The organism is Kitasatospora sp. NPDC093550 (assembly GCF_044764985.1).
In the GTDB taxonomy this organism is placed as follows: Bacteria; Actinomycetota; Actinomycetes; order Streptomycetales; family Streptomycetaceae; genus Kitasatospora.
The window spans coordinates 187366-202528 of sequence record NZ_JBIWJF010000005.1 but is presented as its reverse complement, the minus strand read 5'-3'; the positions used below and the strand labels follow the sequence as shown (position 1 = coordinate 202528).

Genomic DNA, 15163 nt, shown 5'->3' with positions numbered 1-15163 from the left:
CGCTCCGCCCCTCCGACGAAGGCCCGGGGCGGGCGGCGCCGTCGTTCCGGCGGTCCAGGGTGTGGAATTCCCGGTGCCGGAGCGCGGCCGGCTGCTAGACAGGCTCGCATGACCGACCAGATCGCGCTGCGCCCCGCCACCCCTGACGAGATCCCCGCCCTGCTCGCCCTCTGGGGCCGGGCCGCCAAGGGGGCCAGCATCACGGACGACGAGGCGGGCGTGGCCGCCCTGCTCGCCCGCGACCCGGATTGCCTGATCGTCGCCACCCCCGCCGACGACCCGGCGGCCCTGCTCGGCACCGTGATCGCCGGGTGGGACGGCTGGCGCTGCCACCTCTACCGCCTCGCCGTCGACCCGGCGCACCGCCGTCGCGGCATCGGCGCCGCGCTGCTGGCCGCCGCCGAGGAGCGCTTCGCCGCGCTCGGCGGCCGCCGTGCCGACGCCATGGTGCTGGACGACAACGCCCTCGGCCACCGCACCTGGCAGGCCGCCGGCTACGCCCCCGAGCCGCAGTGGAGCCGCTGGGTCAAGCCGCTGGTGGGCTGACCGGGCGCGTCGCCGCCCCGTCCGGACGGCCGCCGACCGCCGGCGGCCGGGTCCGCCGGCGCGGCCCTGCCGGTCGGTGCGGTTCCCCGGGTGCCGCGCGGCAACTCCGGCCGTCAGCCGCGCAGGGCGGCGAGCCAGGCCTCGACCTCGTCGGAGCGGCGGGGGAGGGCGGCGGAGAGGTTCTCGTTGCCGTCCTCGGTGACCAGGATGTCGTCCTCGATCCGCACGCCGATGCCGCGGTACTCCTCCGGCACGGTCAGGTCGTTCTGCTGGAAGTAGATGCCCGGCTCGACGGTGAGCACCATGCCCGGCTTCAGCGGGCCGTCCACGTGGATCTCGGTGAGGGAGTGGGCGCAGTCGTGGACGTCGATGCCCAGCATGTGGCCGGTGCCGGCCAGGGTGAAGCGGCGGTGCAGGCCCAGCTCGTACACCTTGTCGGCGGTCAGGTCACCGAACAGGCCCCAGGAGGTGAGGTGTTCGGCGAGCTCGCGCTGGGCGGCGCGGTGGAAGTCGCGGAAGTCCGCGCCCGGCTTGACGGCGGCGATGCCGGCCTCCTGGGCCGCGTACACGGCGTCGTAGACCTTGCGCTGCAGGTCGGTGAAGCGGCCGCTGACCGGCAGGGTGCGGGTGATGTCGGCGGTGTAGAGGTGGTTGGTCTCCACGCCCGCGTCGAGCAGCAGCAGGTCGCCGGGCTTGGCGTGGCCGTCGTTGCGCACCCAGTGCATGGTGGTGGCGTGCGGGCCGGCCGCGGCGATGGTGCCGTACCCGACGTCGTTGCCCTCGACCCGGGCGCGGACGAAGAAGGTGCCCTCGATCAGCCGCTCCGCCGTCTCGGTGTCGGTGCCGAGCACGCGCACCACGTCCTCGAAGCCGCGGGCCGTCGCCGCGCAGGCGAAGCGCAGCTCGGCGATCTCGAACTCGTCCTTCACCAGGCGCAGTCCGGACAGGAAGACCTCGAACTCCTCGTCCCGTTCGGCGACCGCCCGGTCCTTCAGGGCCTCCTCCACGCCCGCGTCGTGGCGGCGCAGCACCCGCACCGGGCCGGTGGCGGCCCGCAGGTCGGCGCGCACGGTGCGGACGTCCCGGCAGGGGAGGCCGAGCAGCCGCTCGCTCTCGGTCAGGCTGTTGCGCCGGCCGTCCCACAGCTCGCCGTGGGTGTCCAGCCAGAACTCGCCGTTGTCGACCTCGGAGCGGTCGCGCAGGTAGAGGACGGCGGTGTGGCCGCTCTCGCCGGTGGGCTCCAGCACCAGCACCGCGTCCTGGGACTGGTCGCCGGTCAGGTAGGCGTAGTCGGAGGACGGACGGAACGGGTAATCGGTGTCGTTGGCCCGGACCTTGGGGTTGCCGGACGGCACCACCAGCAGCTCGCCGGGGAAGGCGGCGGACAGCTCGGCACGGCGACGGGCGGTGTGCGCGGCCTGCGGGACCGGCTCCAGGGCGGTGCGCTCGGTGTCGGCCCAGCCCTGCTTCATGTTCTCGGCGAGCTCGTCCGTGACGCCGCGGGTGAGGCCGTTCTTCCGGTACTTGATGGTGTCGGCGGGCTCGGTCACTAGGTTCTCCCGGTGAAGGTGGTGGGCGAGGTGCTTCGCTACGCTGCCCCGTCCGTCGGCATGCGTCCCGTACGGTATATCGAACGAGGCCGGGAGAGAAGAGGTCGAGCATGAACGACGCCGGGGAGTCCGGTCCGCACCGGGCGGGCGAGCAGGAGGAGGAGTGCGTCCGGGGCGTCCTCGCCGCCAACCTGAAGCGGGTGCGGGCGCAGCGCGGCCTGTCGCTGTCCGAGCTGTCCCGGCGGGCCCGGATCGGCAAGGCCACGCTCTCCCAGCTGGAGTCCGGGGCCGGCAACCCGACCCTGGAGACGGTGCTCGGACTCTCCCGGGTGCTCGGCGTGCCGATCTCCGACCTGGTGGAGGCGCGGCCCGCCGAGGAGGTGACGGTGGTGCGGGCGGCCGACGTCGAGGTGCTGAGCGGTCGGGGCGTCGACCTGCGCCCGCTGCGCCGGATCGAGTCCGGGGACGTCGTGTTCGAGCTCTACGACCAGCAGGTCCGCACCGACGGCACGCAGATCTCCGGCGGCCACATCGGCACCGAGCACACCGTCGTCCAGGCCGGGCGGCTGCGGGTGCGGGCGGGGCGGCGGGAGGTCGAGCTCGGCCCGGGCGACTACGTGGGGTTCGACGCCTCGCTGCCGCACTCGTACACCGCCGTGGGCGGCGAGCCGGTCCGCTCGGTGCTCCTGCTGCAGTACCGGGCGGAGCAGCGGTTGCACCTGGCGGGCGACGGGCAGGGGTCCGAGCTGCCGCCCGCGTCCCGTCCGGCGCTGGGGCCGGGTGCTCGGCTCGGGCACGGGCACTGAGGAAGCCGCGGGCGGGGGCACCGAGGAGGCCGCGGGCGGGGGCACCGGCCCGGGTGCGGGCGCGGACGCTGACGGACGCCCGCGTCCGCACCCGGGGCGGCGCCGGAGGCACGGCGTTCGGATTACCGAACGGGTGCTCCGGCCCCCACTCCCCTCGTGGTGGGGGCCGGAGCGGGTCCTCGTCGCGCCGGCGAGAGAGAGCATGCCAAGCGCGGAGGCCGACCGGCCATGCATTAGCCTCAGGGCCTAATAGTCAAAAACGCACCAGGTCAGGGTGGTTGCGGGGATCCCGAGGAGGCTTTGTGATCGCGTTGAGGTTCGGGGTCGCGGACCTCGCGAAGACCCGGTTCGTCATCTCGCCGCTCGACCACCTGATGGCCGGCTCCGCCCGGAGGGGTGTGCACCAGGGCACCGGGTCGCGCAGCGAGCGCTGGTGGCGGGACGTCCGCCGGCACGTGCCCCACCGGGCCGTGCGCTTCCTCGACGTGGTCAACGCGAGCCCGATCGGCGTCCCCGACTTCATGGTGGCGGACCTCGACAGCGTCCGCCGGCAGCTGACGGAGGAGCTCGACGCACTCCTCGCCGTCCCGCAGCGGGCCGTCGAGGAGGACGTCGCGATGTTCGGCAGCGGGGCCGAACTCCCGACCGCGCTCGCCCGGTTGCGCGACGACGGCTCCCGGGGCCTGCGGGAGGTCAGCGACGGCGCCTGGGCGCTGTTCCGGTCCTGCCTCGCCCCGGACTGGCCCGACATCCGCCGCGTCCTGGAGGCCGACATCGCGGTCCGGGCCCGCACCGCCGCACGCTCCGGGATCGGCGCGATGCTCGACTCGCTCCACCCGAAGGCGGTCTGGCGGGACGAGGGGGTGCTGGAGTGCACCCTCGGCGAGCTGGAGGGCTCCTTCGAGCTGGGCGGCCGGGGCCTGGAGCTGCGGCCCAACTACTTCGTCCAGCAGAGCATCAGCCTCCTGGCCGGCCCGGACCGCCAGAGCCTGCTGCTGCACCCGATCGCCACCCCGGCCGCCGAGGCCCCGGCCCGGCCACCGGCCGCCGACGGCCTCGCCGCCGTCCTCGGCCCCGCCCGGGCCCGCGTCCTGCGCGCCATCGCCGGCAGCGACTGCTCCACCACCGAACTCGCCCAGCGGCTCGGCGTCACCCCGCCCTCCGCCTCCGCCCACGCCGCCGCCCTGCGCGCGGCCGGCCTGATCGCCACCCGGCGCGAGGGCAAGCAGGTCCGTCACTCCCTCACCGAGGTCGGCCACGACCTCCTGCTCGACAACCCGCAGCCCCCGGCGCAGTCGTAAGGTGGTCGTTTCCGCGTTGAGGGGGACCGGATGAGCCAGTACTACGAGATGGCCGGCAGGACGCTGTGGAACCCGTCCAACGGGGCCTCCCGGCTGTTCCTGCGCCAGGTGGCGGACTTCGAGGCCGAACTCGGCCAGACCTCGGGCATCGGGCCGATGGTCGATGACGAGAGCGAGATCGACCCGGCGGTGTTCGGCGCCTTCGTCAGGGCCCTGGCCGCTTGGCACGGGAGGACGTGTCACCACGGCGTGCTGCGGGCCCTCTCCGAGGGGTTCGTCGCCACGACCCTGGCCCTCGCCGAGAGGGCCGGCACGCCGTGGGAGGAGGAGGTGTCCGACCCGCGGCTGCGGGAGCGGGCGCGGGAGATGCTGCGCGACCTCGCGCCGTGAGGGCCCGGTCGTCAACTCGTGCGCGCCCCTGGGGTCCTTCGTCCGGGCGAGAATGGCGTGGAAACGGGCCGTGAATTGTTCCACCGTCGGGGGCTCCTCCGAGCGGCCGCGTTGATCTAGGCGGGGCCGGCGCGCGGTGGTGGCGGGGGTGCCGGGGGATGGCGTCGGCTGCGGGGCGGCGGTGCATCGTGGCTGCGTACGGGCGGTGGGCGCGGCCGTTCACGGGGTGGATCACCGCCCGTCACCGGCGGTTGGCGGGGCCGTCGGGAGGCTCGTCGAGGCTCGTGGCACCCACCGGGCGGTGATCGGCGGGACGGTGCCATCCGCCGCCGGGCCGGGCATCATGGGCCGCGACGGGACGTCGTCGAACGGGCGGATGCGGAACAGGGAGTCGACCGATGAGAAGGCCGATGATGGAGTTCGGCTGCGCGAAGTGCTACGGCGAGGACGCGCACGCGGTGTGGCGGGGGCAGCGGGAGGCGTTCGAGCAGCAGGCCGAGGTGGTGGAGGGCGCGCACTTCTCCGTCGACGTCCGGCGCTGCCGGGACTGCGCGCAGCAGTTCGTCTGGATCTTCAGCGAGTCCGTCGACTGGATGGGCGGCGACGACGCCCAGTACGTGACGGTCATGCCGCTCACCGCCACCGAGGCCACCGGCCTGGTCGCCGGCACCCTGCGGCCGCTCGACCTCGGCGCCCTGGGCCGGGACCGTCGCCGGCTGGACCACGAGTGGCCCACCGGTGGCCCGGCCGGGCTCCAGTGGAACTCGGGGTCGTTCCGGGTCGCCGCGGCGCGCTGACGCCCGCCCGGCCGACCGCCGGTGGGCCGCCGTGCTGCCGCGCGGCGGGCCGGTGCAGTCGACGGACCTGGCGCAGTAAAACGGATTCCGGGCGCGGTCAACGGATTTCCGGCGCGGTGAACCAATTCTGTCCGCAGTAAATGAACGCCCCGAGGGGGCTGTTTCCGAATTTCTCCGAGAATCGCGGAACCGGAACGCCGGAGTGCGCGTTTCCGCAGGCATGAACCAGGAACACATCTCGCTGCGCCCGATAGCCGAAGCCGACTTCCCGCAGTTCCTCGCCCTGCTGAACGACCCCGACGTCATGGGCGAGCACCTCTGGACCGGTTGGCGGCAGCCGGACCGCATCCGCCGCGTCTGGGCCGAGACCGGCCTGCTCACGGACGAGCAGTGGACGCTCGCGATCACCGCCGACGGCGAGTTCTGCGGCTACGCCGCCGCGATGCGGGAGGGGGCGTCGCCGACTGCCCCGTACTGGACCATGGGCGCGCAGCTATTGCCCCAGGCGCGCGGCCGGGGAATCGGCACGCGCGCCCACCGGATTTTCGCCGACTACCTGTTCGCGCATTCGCCGGTGATGCGGCTGGAAGCGGAGACCGAATCCACCAACCTGGCCGAGCAGCGCGTCCTGGAAAAGGTCGGATTCACCCGCGAAGGCGTGCAGCGCGCGCACACCTTCCGCGACGGGGCATGGCGGGACGTGGTGCTCTACAGCCTGCTGCGCACCGATCCCCGGGCCTGAGCCGTCCCCGGTGCAAAGGCCGGAACCGGGCGGGACCGCACGGGATCTGCATGGGGACCTGTACGGAAAGTCGGCCACGTCGACTTCCCGTGCAGGTCCCGGCGGCGGGGTCTACACTCGCGCGGCGGACGAGATACGGCTCGGTCTCGGGCGACGGGACCTGCTGCGCAACCGGTGGACGATCGTCGGTTTGAGCGGCATCGGTCCAGGCCGCTGTGCCGCCTTCGCGGGGCTGAGGAGCCGATCAGTCGGCGACGCCGAGGTGCAGGACGGTGGCCCGGTCGCCGGAGACCAGCAGCAGGTCGCGCCACCGGATCTCGCCCGGGTGTGACCCGCCGACCTCGGCGGAGGCCCGGACCGGGCCGAGGTGCGCCTCGATCAGGTCGGCCACGCCGTCGGCGAGTTCGCCCGCCCGCCGGATCTGCTCCGGGGTGCGCAGGGCGGGCGCCGTGGACCCGAACCGCCGGGCGGGCTGCAGGAAGCCCTCGGTGACCTCGTGGCGCAGGACGTCACGCCAGGCGCCGGCCGTCTCGAACGGCTCCACCGGCGCGGGGGTCCGGCACCCGCCGGGCCCCGCGTCGTAGACGGCCTGGGCGATCCGCCGCAGCCGGTCCCGGCCGGGCGCCGCCGCGGCGGCCGGGAGCACCGGGACCACCGGGACGACGGGGAGCAGGTCGATGAGGGCCACGTGGTTGCAGTCGTCGAGCAGGTCCTCCAGCGGCTCGGCGGCGGCCCTCACCGCGGCCGGGACGTCGGCCGGGGCGTCGGGCGGGTTCGGCACGGTCAGTAGTAGCCCTTCGTGCCGTCCAGGAGTTCGCGGACGAGGTCGGCGTGGCCCGCGTGGCGGCCGGTCTCCTCGATGAGGTGGACGAGCATCCAGCGCAGGTTGGCGCCCCCGGAGTGGAAACCGGTGTGGCGGCCGGTGTCGTCCAGGGAGGCGGCGGCGACGATCTCGTTGCTGCGGGCGCACTGGGCCTCGTACTCGGCGAGGAGTTCGGCCAGCGGGCGGCCGCCGGTCTGCCAGTCGGCGTCCTCGGTCGACTTGTCGAAGGCGGGGTTCGGCGTCTCGTCGCCGTCGAGGAACAGCACCTCCAGCCACAGGTGTTCGGTCCAGCGCATGTGGGAGACGAGGCCCGCCATGGTCATCGCCGGCGAGGTGGGGATGACCGCGCGGTGGGCGTCCTCGTCGCCGAGTCCTTCGCACTTCCAGCGCAGGATCTGCCGTTGCAGGTCCAACCAGCCGATGAGCGAGGTGCGTTCGTCCGCGTGGATCGGGGGGCGTTGCAGTTCGGGTGCCATGGTCGCGCAGGCTACCGGCACGGCCGGGCCGGGGCACCCGAATTGTCGAGCGCCGGCCAGGTCGGTCGGGTGGCGGGGGGTGGCGCGTTGATCGGCTGTCTACCGGAGCCTGGGAGGGTACGGACGCTTGATCACGTACGAGTAAGGAGCGTCCTCGGTGGTTCGGAAGGTTGTTGTCCGCGCGGTGGTCGCCGGTGCGGCGGTGCTGGTGTCGGTGCTGGGTGCCGTCGCGGTGGGAGCGGGAGGGCCCGTACGGCACGGCTCGCCGGCCGAGCCGCCGGCGGGGGCCTGCGGCGGGTCGGCCGACGTGCAGTGCCTGGCGAGCAGGGTCGCGTGGAACGGGACCGGCCTGGTGATCGTCAATCCGCGCGGGGTGTGAGGGCCCGGTCGGTGGTGGCCAGCGCGGTCAGCAGCGGCTTCGCGTCGGCGGACTCCGGCGCGCTCAGCCGGCTGAGCAGCAGGTGGGCCTCCGCCTCGTGATGCCGGGCGGCCGAGTGGTCGCCACGGGCGGTCAGGGCGTTGGCCGACACCAGGTGGGCGAGGGCGCGTTCGCGCTGTCGCCCGCCTTCCGTCGCCAGGGCCAGGGCGCGCTCCGCCTCGGCGGCGGCCTCGTCGAGGCGGCCGAGCAGGCGCAGGATGTCGGCCAGGCGGCTGCGGGCGGCCGACTCGCGGTCCAGGTCGCGGGCGGGGTGCGCGCGGTCGATGCAGAGACGCATCTGCGCGGCGGCGTCGTCGAGCCGGCCCAGGACCTGGTGGGCGAGGCCGAGGACGTAGTGCACGTACGCGGTCATCGCGGGGTCCGTTGATCCGGTGCCGGCGGTCGGCTCGGTGCCGGTGCCGGTGCCGGTGCCGGCGGTCGGTTCGGTGCCGGTGCGGGTGTCGGCGGTCGGTTCGGTCAGGAGCAGGCGGCAGGTTTCCGCCGCGACGGCCGCCTGTCCGCTGCGGATCCGGGACAGCGCCGCGTTCGCGGTGCTCGCCACCTCGCCCGACCGGTGACCCAGCCGCCGGGCGAGCAGCGCCGCCTCGTCGAAGGCGGCGATCGCCTCCTCGTGCCGGCCCTCCGCCTGGGCGATCAGGCCCAGGTCGTTGAGGGCCTGCCGCAGAACGGCCCGGTCGCCCGCCTCCTGGCAGGCGTCGGCGGCCTGCCGGGCCTCGGCGCCCGCCTCGCCCAGGCGGGCCCGGGCCAGCAGGATCGTGCCGAGCAGGAAACGGGAACGGCCTTCGGCGGCGCGGTCGCGGGCCTCGACGGCGGCGGCGACGAGGAGGCGGGCCGCTTCCTCCGCCCGGCCGCCGAACGCGCCGAGGCCGAGCGGGCTGAGCGCGATCAGGAGGTCGATGGCGGCCCGCAGTTCGGCGCGGCCGTGCGTCGCGACGGCCGCCGCGAGGGCGACCGCGCCCGGTGTCTCCGCGCGCGCCCAGCGGCGGGCGTCGGCCAGGTCGGTGAAGGGGGGACGGCTGGTCCGGGAGGGCGTCGGTTCGCCGAAGACGTCGGCCACCGGGTCGCCGGGGACGGCGAGGGCGAAGGCCGTACGAGCACGCCCGAGGAGGAGCCCCAGCAGTCGGTGGTGGGCGGAGCCGCGTTCGTCGGGGCCGAGTCGGAGGGAGGTACGGCGGGCGAACGCGCGCACCAGGTCGTGGAAGCGGTAGCGGCCGGCGCCGAGCGACTCCAACAGGGCCTGGTCCACCAGGGATTCGGCCAGCCACTCGGCCTCGCCCTCGGGCAGGTCGAGGACGGCGGCCGCCGACTCCAGGCCGATGTCAGGCTCCACCCAGGCGAGCATCCGGAACGCCGTCGCCAGAGACGGCGGAAGCAGGCGGTAACTGACGTCGAAGACCTGCTCGATGGCGAGGTCGCGGGTGCGGAGGGCGGCGATGCCCTCACGGTCGTCGGCCAGGCGGCGCAGGAGATCGGCGATCGACTGGTCCGGGGCGGCGGCGAGCCTGGCGGCGGCGATCCGGACAGCCAGCGGGAGCCGGCCGCACGCCTCGACCAGCAGCTCGGCCTCGACGGACTGCGCGGACCGGCGGGGCCGGCCGATGACGGAGTCCAGCAGGCCGAGCGCCTCCCGCGAACTGAACACGTCCAGGGGGAGGTTCAGGACCGACGGCACGCCGGAGAGCACCGTACGGCTGGTGACGAGGACCGCGCAGTCGGAGGAACCGGGCAGCAGCGGCTGGATCTGGACGTCGTCCCGGGCGTTGTCGAGGAGGATCAGCAGCCGCTTGCCGGCGGTCGCCGTGCGGAAGAGGGCGGACCGGCCCGGGAGGTCCCTGGGGACGGCGGACGGTCGGATGCCCAGGGTGGTCAGGAAGTCGGCCAGGATGTCGGACGGGCTGGCCGGGACCAGGTCGGCGCCCCGCAGGTCCGCGTAGAGGCGGCCGTCGGGGAAGTCCGGGCGCACGGTGTGGGCAGCGCGTACGGCGAGGGCGGTCTTGCCGACCCCGGCCATGCCGGTGACGGTCACCAGACGCAGGCCGGGGCCGGGGGGAGCGGTGAGGGCCCGGGCGATGTGGGCGACGTGGTTCGCGCGGCCGGTGAAGTGGGGTGGGGAGGAGGGGAGTTGGTCCGGGTCCAGTTCCCGGCGCAGGGTGGTGAGGTCAGGGCCCGGTTCGATGCCGAGGTGCTCGACGAGGCGGTGCTGCAGGGCGTCGTAGACGGCGCGGGCCTCGGGGGTGCGGCCCTGGCGGTGCAGGGCGCGGATGAGGAGAGCCTGGAGGCGTTCGCGGAAGGGGTGTTCGGCGGCCAGCGCGGCCAGCTCCGGGGTGGGATCGCCGAGCGCGACGTCCAGGGTGAGGCGCTCCTCCAGGAGCGTGAGGCGCAGTTCGCGGAGGCGCTCGCGCTCGCGGTGCATGAGGGGGCCGGGGAGGTCGGCGAGTGGTTCGGCGCGCCAGAGGGAGAGGGCCTCGGCGAGGAGTTCGCGGGCGCGGGCCGGCTGCTCGGGGGAGTGGCGGGCGGCGAGTTCGTGCAGGTGCTTGGCGCGCCAGAGGTCGATGTGGTCGGGCTCGACGGCCAGGCGGTAGCCGCCCGCTTGGGAGAGCAGGACGGCGGGGGTCTCGCGGACCGGTTCCAGGATCTTGCGGAGTTGCGAGACGTACGAGCGGAGGGTGACGAGGGGAGACCCTGGAGGGTGATCGCCCCACAGGTCGTCGATCAGCTGGTCAGCTGTGACGACGGCGTCGGGACGGAGGAGAAGCGCGACCAACACGGCCCGCTGCCGGGGAGCCCCGAGTGGGAGGGGACCATCGGCGCGCTGCACCCGCAGCGCGCCGAGTATCGCGAAGCGCAGCGGGGCCGGGGTCGAGGGTAAGTCAGATTGCACCGAAGTCGCCTGCCTTGACCCCGGCGATGAACGACTTCCAGGCGTCGGTGCCGAAGGCGAGCTGAGGGCCGTGGGGGTCCTTGCTGTCGCGGACGGGGAGGACACCGGGGAGGCCGGGAGCGACCTCGACGCAGTTGCCGCCGCCGCTGCTGTAGGAGGACTTCAGCCAGGAGGCGGGCTTGGCGGCTGTGATGGGGAACATGGCTTCGAACTCCTTGAGACGCGCGCGGATGAGAGCCAGCGAGTCCGCACATGAGAGGGCTTGGGCCTGGAGCCAATCGTAAGTCCTTGCGAGAGAGCGGATCTCGTTCTGGTCGTCGCGCTCGACGTATCCCCGCTGGATGGTTTCGAGGTACGCCATCCAGGTTTGGTCCGGTGAACTGAGAAGTGTGAACGGCCAGACCGTGGGGAGGTCCTCGCCGAGGCTGGACGGCGCGATCTGCAGCATGACGTGCGGAAGTTCGGCCACGCTCTCAAGCCGACGAAGCTGCTCGGCCATGACGAAGGGACCGCCGACGGGTCGCAGGCAGCTCTCCTCCATGACGATGTGGATCGAGGGAGCGGGTTCGCGGTACAGGGCGGCTTGCCGTGCCATGCGGACATTCAGGCGCTCACTGACCTTGTCCTCGGTGATCTCACCTCGTCGGGCCTCGGCGCCGATGATCGCGGATGCGTAGGCGCGTGTCTGAAGCAGCCCAGGGATGAGGTTCAGCTCGTAGATCTTGAAGGCGGTGGCTTTGGTCTCGTGCTCGATGAACGCGAGGAACCCGCCGATCAACGTGCTGCTCTTGCTGGTCCAGTACAGGAGTTCCAGCGCCCCGCAGGTGTCCAGTTCCTTGTCGCAGCGCCGGACGAAGTTCAGCGGCGCGGGACGTTCGCCGTTCTCGATCATGGAGATCAGCGAGTCGCTGTAGTTGATCCGCCGTCCGAGCTCGACCTGAGTGAGCCCCCTCGCCAGGCGGAAGCGTCGAAGCTGAACGCCGAGAGCCGCGTTCGGGGAGGAGGTGGGGTCGAGTTCCCGCTGAGCCATGGTGATCACCTGGTTCCACAACATGCGCTGTCAAAGTGAAGCTCTTCCGCTGCTGGTCCCAGTTAGCCACTCTTGGTGAGGAGTTGGCAACGGAAAGGAACTAGTCGGTGGATATGACGAACACTCAATCTGGCGAAAGCCTCATCCTGCGGCGGAACTTCCCGCCGTGCCGGTGCCCGCAGTGCGGGGACTCCGTCCCCGAGGCGCGGATGAGCCCCGACTCCGCCTCCCCGCCCCCGCCGGCGGTGCGGCGGGTGGCGCCGCCCTCCGACCCCTACCGTCCCTCCTCCGTCGGGGAGCGGGTCTTCGACGTCCGCTCCGGCCGGTGGGCCACCTTCATGGGCCGGCAGCACGGCCTCGTGTTCCTCCGCCCCCTCGGCGGCGGCATCGAGTGGGACACCGAAGCGCGCTGGATCACGACCACCGAACAGTGAGATGCCCCATGAGCAGCATGATCGACAAGATCACGGCCGAGGACCGTCGCACCGCGGCCGACATCCTCGACGACCTCCGGGCCGTCCTGAACGCCGCCTCGATCAAACTCCCCTCGCTCGGGATCGACTGGCGCTCGGCCAAGGCCACCGGCGTCATCCTGATCGACCTCGGGGCCGCCCGGCCGGACGTCATCGAGCAGCTGGTCGTCGTCCTCCGCAGAGGTATGCGGCCGTAGTCGCCGCCGGCGTCATCGTCGTCGGCTCCCTCTCCCTCGCGGGGTTCGCCGTCCTCCTGGTCCCCGAGGACGTCCCGGGACCGGCGCGCGGCCTCGTCTTCGCCCTCGCCTTCCTCGCCGCCTCGACGGGCGGATTCGCTCTCGCCGCCGGGTGGATGAGGTCCAATCCCTAGACGAGCGCTCCAGCCCGGGGTCTATGCTCTGGCCGAGCACCTGGGGGGATCATGGCGCGGAAAGCGTCCGGCACACCGCTCTACAACAGAACGACGCTGGTCATCGGGCTCATCGTGTTCGGCGGCTGCATCCTGCTGAGCCTGGTGGCGATGGGGGCGCAGGCCCGCTACCACTACCGCTACGCCGATGCCGCACGGGTACCGGCCACCGTGGTGACGGCGGAGTACCACGGCCCGATGGGCGACCGGCCGGGCAGGATCGTGCTCGCGCTGCCCGACGGCCGGGAGGCCACACCCGACCACGACCTGGGTGGTGTGCCGGCCGGGCTGGAGAAGGGCGCGGTGCGGACCGTGCTCATCGACCCGGACCGGCCGTCCACGATCGCCTTCCCGGCGCAGGTGGGGTGGACGTCCGTCCTGCTCCCGTGGGCCCTGGCGCTGCTGGTCGGCGTGCTGGGCACGGCCGGAATGTTGCTCTACCGCGCGTTCTGGGGTCGGAGCGACCGTGTCTAGCGGCGCGCCGCCGGGATCCTCGGCGAGGTGGGGAAGCGCACGACGCCGTAGATGAGCAGGACAGCCGCGACGATATAGCTGTAAGCACCGCCGCTGAGCTCACCGAATCGCCCGTAGCTCGCGATCCTGTCCAGGTAGAAGACGACCAGCCCGGTGTTGACGACGGCGGCGAGGCCGTGGACGTGGCGGGGCCAGCGCGGTACCGGACCCGTACGACTCCGCTGTGCGAGGAACAGCGCGCCCGCACACGTGGCGACGCCGAGGGCGGCGGCCGCGACGACCGGCCAGGAGCCCCTGGCCATGCTCGTGATGGCCACGGATGACCCCGTGACAGGGGGAAGGACCGTGGCGAGGGCCAACGTGGCGATGGCCGCCCAGAAAGGGAACAGCGGGACGGCAGCGGCGGCCGGGGCCGTCGCGACCGGCGGGACGGTCACCGTCGTCGCCGCGACGGGCGTCGGGCCGGCGACGGGCGTCGGGAGCCACGCCGTCGCCGGGAGGACGGGCGACGCGACCGGTCCGGGTTCCACCGGGGCCAGGGCGAGTTCCGCGATGAGCGCCGCCACCGACGGCCGCTGCGCCGGGTCCTTGGCCAGGCAGCGCGCGATGATCTCCAGCCCCGCCGGCAGCCCCGACAGGTCCGGTTCCTCGTACGCGATGCGGAAGTTGAGCGCCTGGACGGACCCGGTGCCGAAGGGCCCGGTGCCGGTGGCCGCGTAGTGCAGCACGGCGCCGAGGGCGAACACATCGGTGGCGGGGGTGACGGGGGCGCCGGTGAGCTGCTCGGGCGCCATGAAGCCGGGCGTGCCGACGATCATCCCGGTGCGGGTGAGGGCGGTGGCCTCGGCGGCCACGGAGATTCCGAAGTCGACCACCCGGGGGCCGTCCGGGGCGAGCAGCACGTTCGAGGGCTTGAGGTCGCGGTGGACCAGGTCTGCCGCGTGGATGGCCTCCAGGGCCTCGGCGAGGCCCGCGCCCAGTGCCCGTACCGACTCCACCGGCCACGGGCCGCCGCCGGCGATCGCCTGGTCCAGGGGCTGGCCGGGGACGTAGGCGGTGGCGAGCCACGGGGTCCGGCTCTCGGGATCGGCGTCGACCACGGCGGCCGTGAAGAAGCCGTTGACCCGACGGGCGGAGGCCACCTCGCGGGCGAACCGGCGCCGGAACTCCGGGTCCTGGGCGAGCTCCGGCCGCACCACCTTCACCGCGACCGCCCGTCCGCTGGGGGACTGCCCGAGGTAGACCCGGCCCATCCCGCCCGCGCCCAGCAGCCCGGTGATCCGGTACCGCCCGACCTGCCGGGGATCGGTCGGCTGCAACTCGTCCACCAGGCTTCCCCCTTGCCCTCGCTCCCGCCGTCCGGCTGCTCCGGCTCAGCGCGATTACACACCACGGGAGTCCACGTGCGCAGCCCTACGGTAGTTGTAGAGGCCCCTCGGGCTGCTCCTCGGGGGACGGCGGCCCGACCGGGAAGGTGATGGGGCTGAGCAGGTAGGGCGCGCGGCCCGGTGCCGGGCGGTTGGCCAGCCGAGGACCCAGCACCGCGCGCAACTGGGCCGTCATCTCCGTGAGTTCCTCCGGGGTGAGCCAGAGGGTGCCCTGGCGGTAGGACACCGCGTCGGCCACCGGGTCGGTGCCGTCCCGGTCGAGGTAGGCGTTGAACTCGGCGATGAGCACGGCCATGGCGGCGGCGAAGCCCCGGCGGTGGTCGTCCGGCGTCATGGCCGCCGCGGCGTCGGCGTCGACGACCGGGCGGTCCTGGCGCAGCCGGTAGTGCCGCTCGACGGCGCCACGCACCCGCTGTTCTCCCGCCACCTCCAGGAAGCCCGCCTCGGCGAGCAGGGCGACGTGCCGGTACATGGTCACCTTCGGCACGTCGGGCATGCGCGCGCATAGCTGAGCGGTGGTCAGTTCCCCTCCGCCGGAGAGGGCGTGCACCACGCGCAGGCGCACCGGGTGGAGAAGAAGTTCGGTGGTGTCCATGGCCTCACGATTCCATACTCGGTACCATTCTCGAAAATGGAAA

General features: G+C 73.4%; 17 protein-coding genes. 10 read left to right on the top strand and 7 right to left on the bottom strand.

The genetic code is table 11. The annotated features are described in order from the left end of the window. Window positions 1-108 precede the first annotated feature (108 nt). Window positions 109-546 (top strand): GNAT family N-acetyltransferase, encoded by a 438-nt coding sequence (locus ACIRD3_RS10000; RefSeq protein ID WP_402213786.1) that lies wholly within the window; start codon window positions 109-111, stop codon window positions 544-546. A 113-nt stretch (window positions 547-659) separates the two neighbouring features. Here ACIRD3_RS10000 and ACIRD3_RS09995 read toward each other — a convergent pair whose 3' ends face one another. Next, window positions 660-2096 (bottom strand): aminopeptidase P family protein, encoded by a 1437-nt coding sequence (locus ACIRD3_RS09995; RefSeq protein WP_402213784.1) that lies wholly within the window; start codon window positions 2094-2096, stop codon window positions 660-662. A 110-nt stretch (window positions 2097-2206) separates the two neighbouring features. Here ACIRD3_RS09995 and ACIRD3_RS09990 point away from each other — a divergent pair, with 110 nt between their 5' ends. From ACIRD3_RS09990 to ACIRD3_RS09970, 5 genes are all read left to right on the top strand, one after another. Then, window positions 2207-2902: a helix-turn-helix domain-containing protein gene (locus ACIRD3_RS09990; RefSeq protein ID WP_402213782.1), complete on the top strand. Its 696-nt coding sequence runs from the start codon at window positions 2207-2209 to the stop codon at window positions 2900-2902. Window positions 2903-3204: 302 nt separating this feature from the next. Further along, a complete protein-coding gene (locus tag ACIRD3_RS09985) occupies window positions 3205-4203 on the top strand; it encodes a MarR family transcriptional regulator (RefSeq protein WP_402213780.1) in 999 nt (332 codons plus the stop codon). 30 nt (window positions 4204-4233) lie between these two features. After that, the gene (locus tag ACIRD3_RS09980; protein WP_402213778.1) at window positions 4234-4593 is read left to right on the top strand and encodes a DUF6086 family protein; all 360 of its coding nucleotides are present in this window, start codon (window positions 4234-4236) and stop codon (window positions 4591-4593) included. Between the two features lie 398 nt (window positions 4594-4991). Continuing rightward, a complete protein-coding gene (locus ACIRD3_RS09975; protein WP_402213776.1) occupies window positions 4992-5390 on the top strand; it encodes a hypothetical protein in 399 nt (132 codons plus the stop codon). 202 nt (window positions 5391-5592) lie between these two features. Beyond that, on the top strand, window positions 5593-6132 hold the full coding sequence (locus ACIRD3_RS09970; protein WP_402213774.1) for a GNAT family N-acetyltransferase: 540 nt from the start codon (window positions 5593-5595) through the stop codon (window positions 6130-6132). A 244-nt stretch (window positions 6133-6376) separates the two neighbouring features. Here ACIRD3_RS09970 and ACIRD3_RS09965 read toward each other — a convergent pair whose 3' ends face one another. After that, entirely contained in the window at window positions 6377-6913 is a 537-nt protein-coding gene (locus ACIRD3_RS09965; RefSeq protein WP_402213772.1) for a hypothetical protein, read from the bottom strand. Between the two features lie 2 nt (window positions 6914-6915). Then, window positions 6916-7431, bottom strand: coding sequence for a DinB family protein (locus tag ACIRD3_RS09960; protein WP_402213770.1), 516 nt, complete (start codon window positions 7429-7431; stop codon window positions 6916-6918). A gap of 157 nt (window positions 7432-7588) precedes the next feature. On the opposite strand from ACIRD3_RS09960, the gene ACIRD3_RS09955 reads away from it, so the two are divergent. Continuing rightward, window positions 7589-7810, top strand: a complete 222-nt coding sequence (locus ACIRD3_RS09955; protein WP_402213768.1) for a hypothetical protein — start codon at window positions 7589-7591, stop codon at window positions 7808-7810. On the opposite strand, the gene ACIRD3_RS09950 is transcribed toward ACIRD3_RS09955, so the two are convergent. Next, on the bottom strand, window positions 7791-10688 hold the full coding sequence (locus ACIRD3_RS09950; protein ID WP_402214041.1) for a BTAD domain-containing putative transcriptional regulator: 2898 nt from the start codon (window positions 10686-10688) through the stop codon (window positions 7791-7793). The two genes, ACIRD3_RS09955 and ACIRD3_RS09950, sit on opposite strands and share 20 nt — an antisense overlap. Window positions 10689-10740: 52 nt before the next feature. Continuing rightward, complete coding sequence (locus ACIRD3_RS09945; RefSeq protein WP_402213766.1) at window positions 10741-11805, bottom strand: Scr1 family TA system antitoxin-like transcriptional regulator; 1065 nt, start codon at window positions 11803-11805, stop codon at window positions 10741-10743. A 185-nt stretch (window positions 11806-11990) separates the two neighbouring features. On the opposite strand from ACIRD3_RS09945, the gene ACIRD3_RS09940 reads away from it, so the two are divergent. From ACIRD3_RS09940 to ACIRD3_RS09930, 3 genes are all read left to right on the top strand, one after another. Further along, window positions 11991-12215: a hypothetical protein gene (locus tag ACIRD3_RS09940; RefSeq protein ID WP_402213764.1), complete on the top strand. Its 225-nt coding sequence runs from the start codon at window positions 11991-11993 to the stop codon at window positions 12213-12215. 8 nt (window positions 12216-12223) lie between these two features. Continuing rightward, on the top strand, window positions 12224-12451 hold the full coding sequence (locus tag ACIRD3_RS09935; protein WP_402213763.1) for a hypothetical protein: 228 nt from the start codon (window positions 12224-12226) through the stop codon (window positions 12449-12451). Window positions 12452-12675: 224 nt separating this feature from the next. Further along, window positions 12676-13137 carry a DUF3592 domain-containing protein gene (locus ACIRD3_RS09930; RefSeq protein WP_402213761.1) on the top strand — a complete coding sequence of 154 codons (462 nt, stop codon included), beginning with the start codon at window positions 12676-12678 and terminating at the stop codon, window positions 13135-13137. On the opposite strand, the gene ACIRD3_RS09925 is transcribed toward ACIRD3_RS09930, so the two are convergent. Together ACIRD3_RS09925 and ACIRD3_RS09920 are read right to left on the bottom strand one after the other, a co-directional pair. Beyond that, a complete protein-coding gene (locus tag ACIRD3_RS09925) occupies window positions 13134-14465 on the bottom strand; it encodes a serine/threonine-protein kinase (protein WP_402213760.1) in 1332 nt (443 codons plus the stop codon). The genes ACIRD3_RS09930 and ACIRD3_RS09925 overlap by 4 nt on opposite strands. An 85-nt stretch (window positions 14466-14550) precedes the next feature. Further along, window positions 14551-15120 carry a helix-turn-helix domain-containing protein gene (locus ACIRD3_RS09920; protein WP_402213758.1) on the bottom strand — a complete coding sequence of 190 codons (570 nt, stop codon included), beginning with the start codon at window positions 15118-15120 and terminating at the stop codon, window positions 14551-14553. Between the last annotated feature and the right edge of the window lie 43 nt (window positions 15121-15163).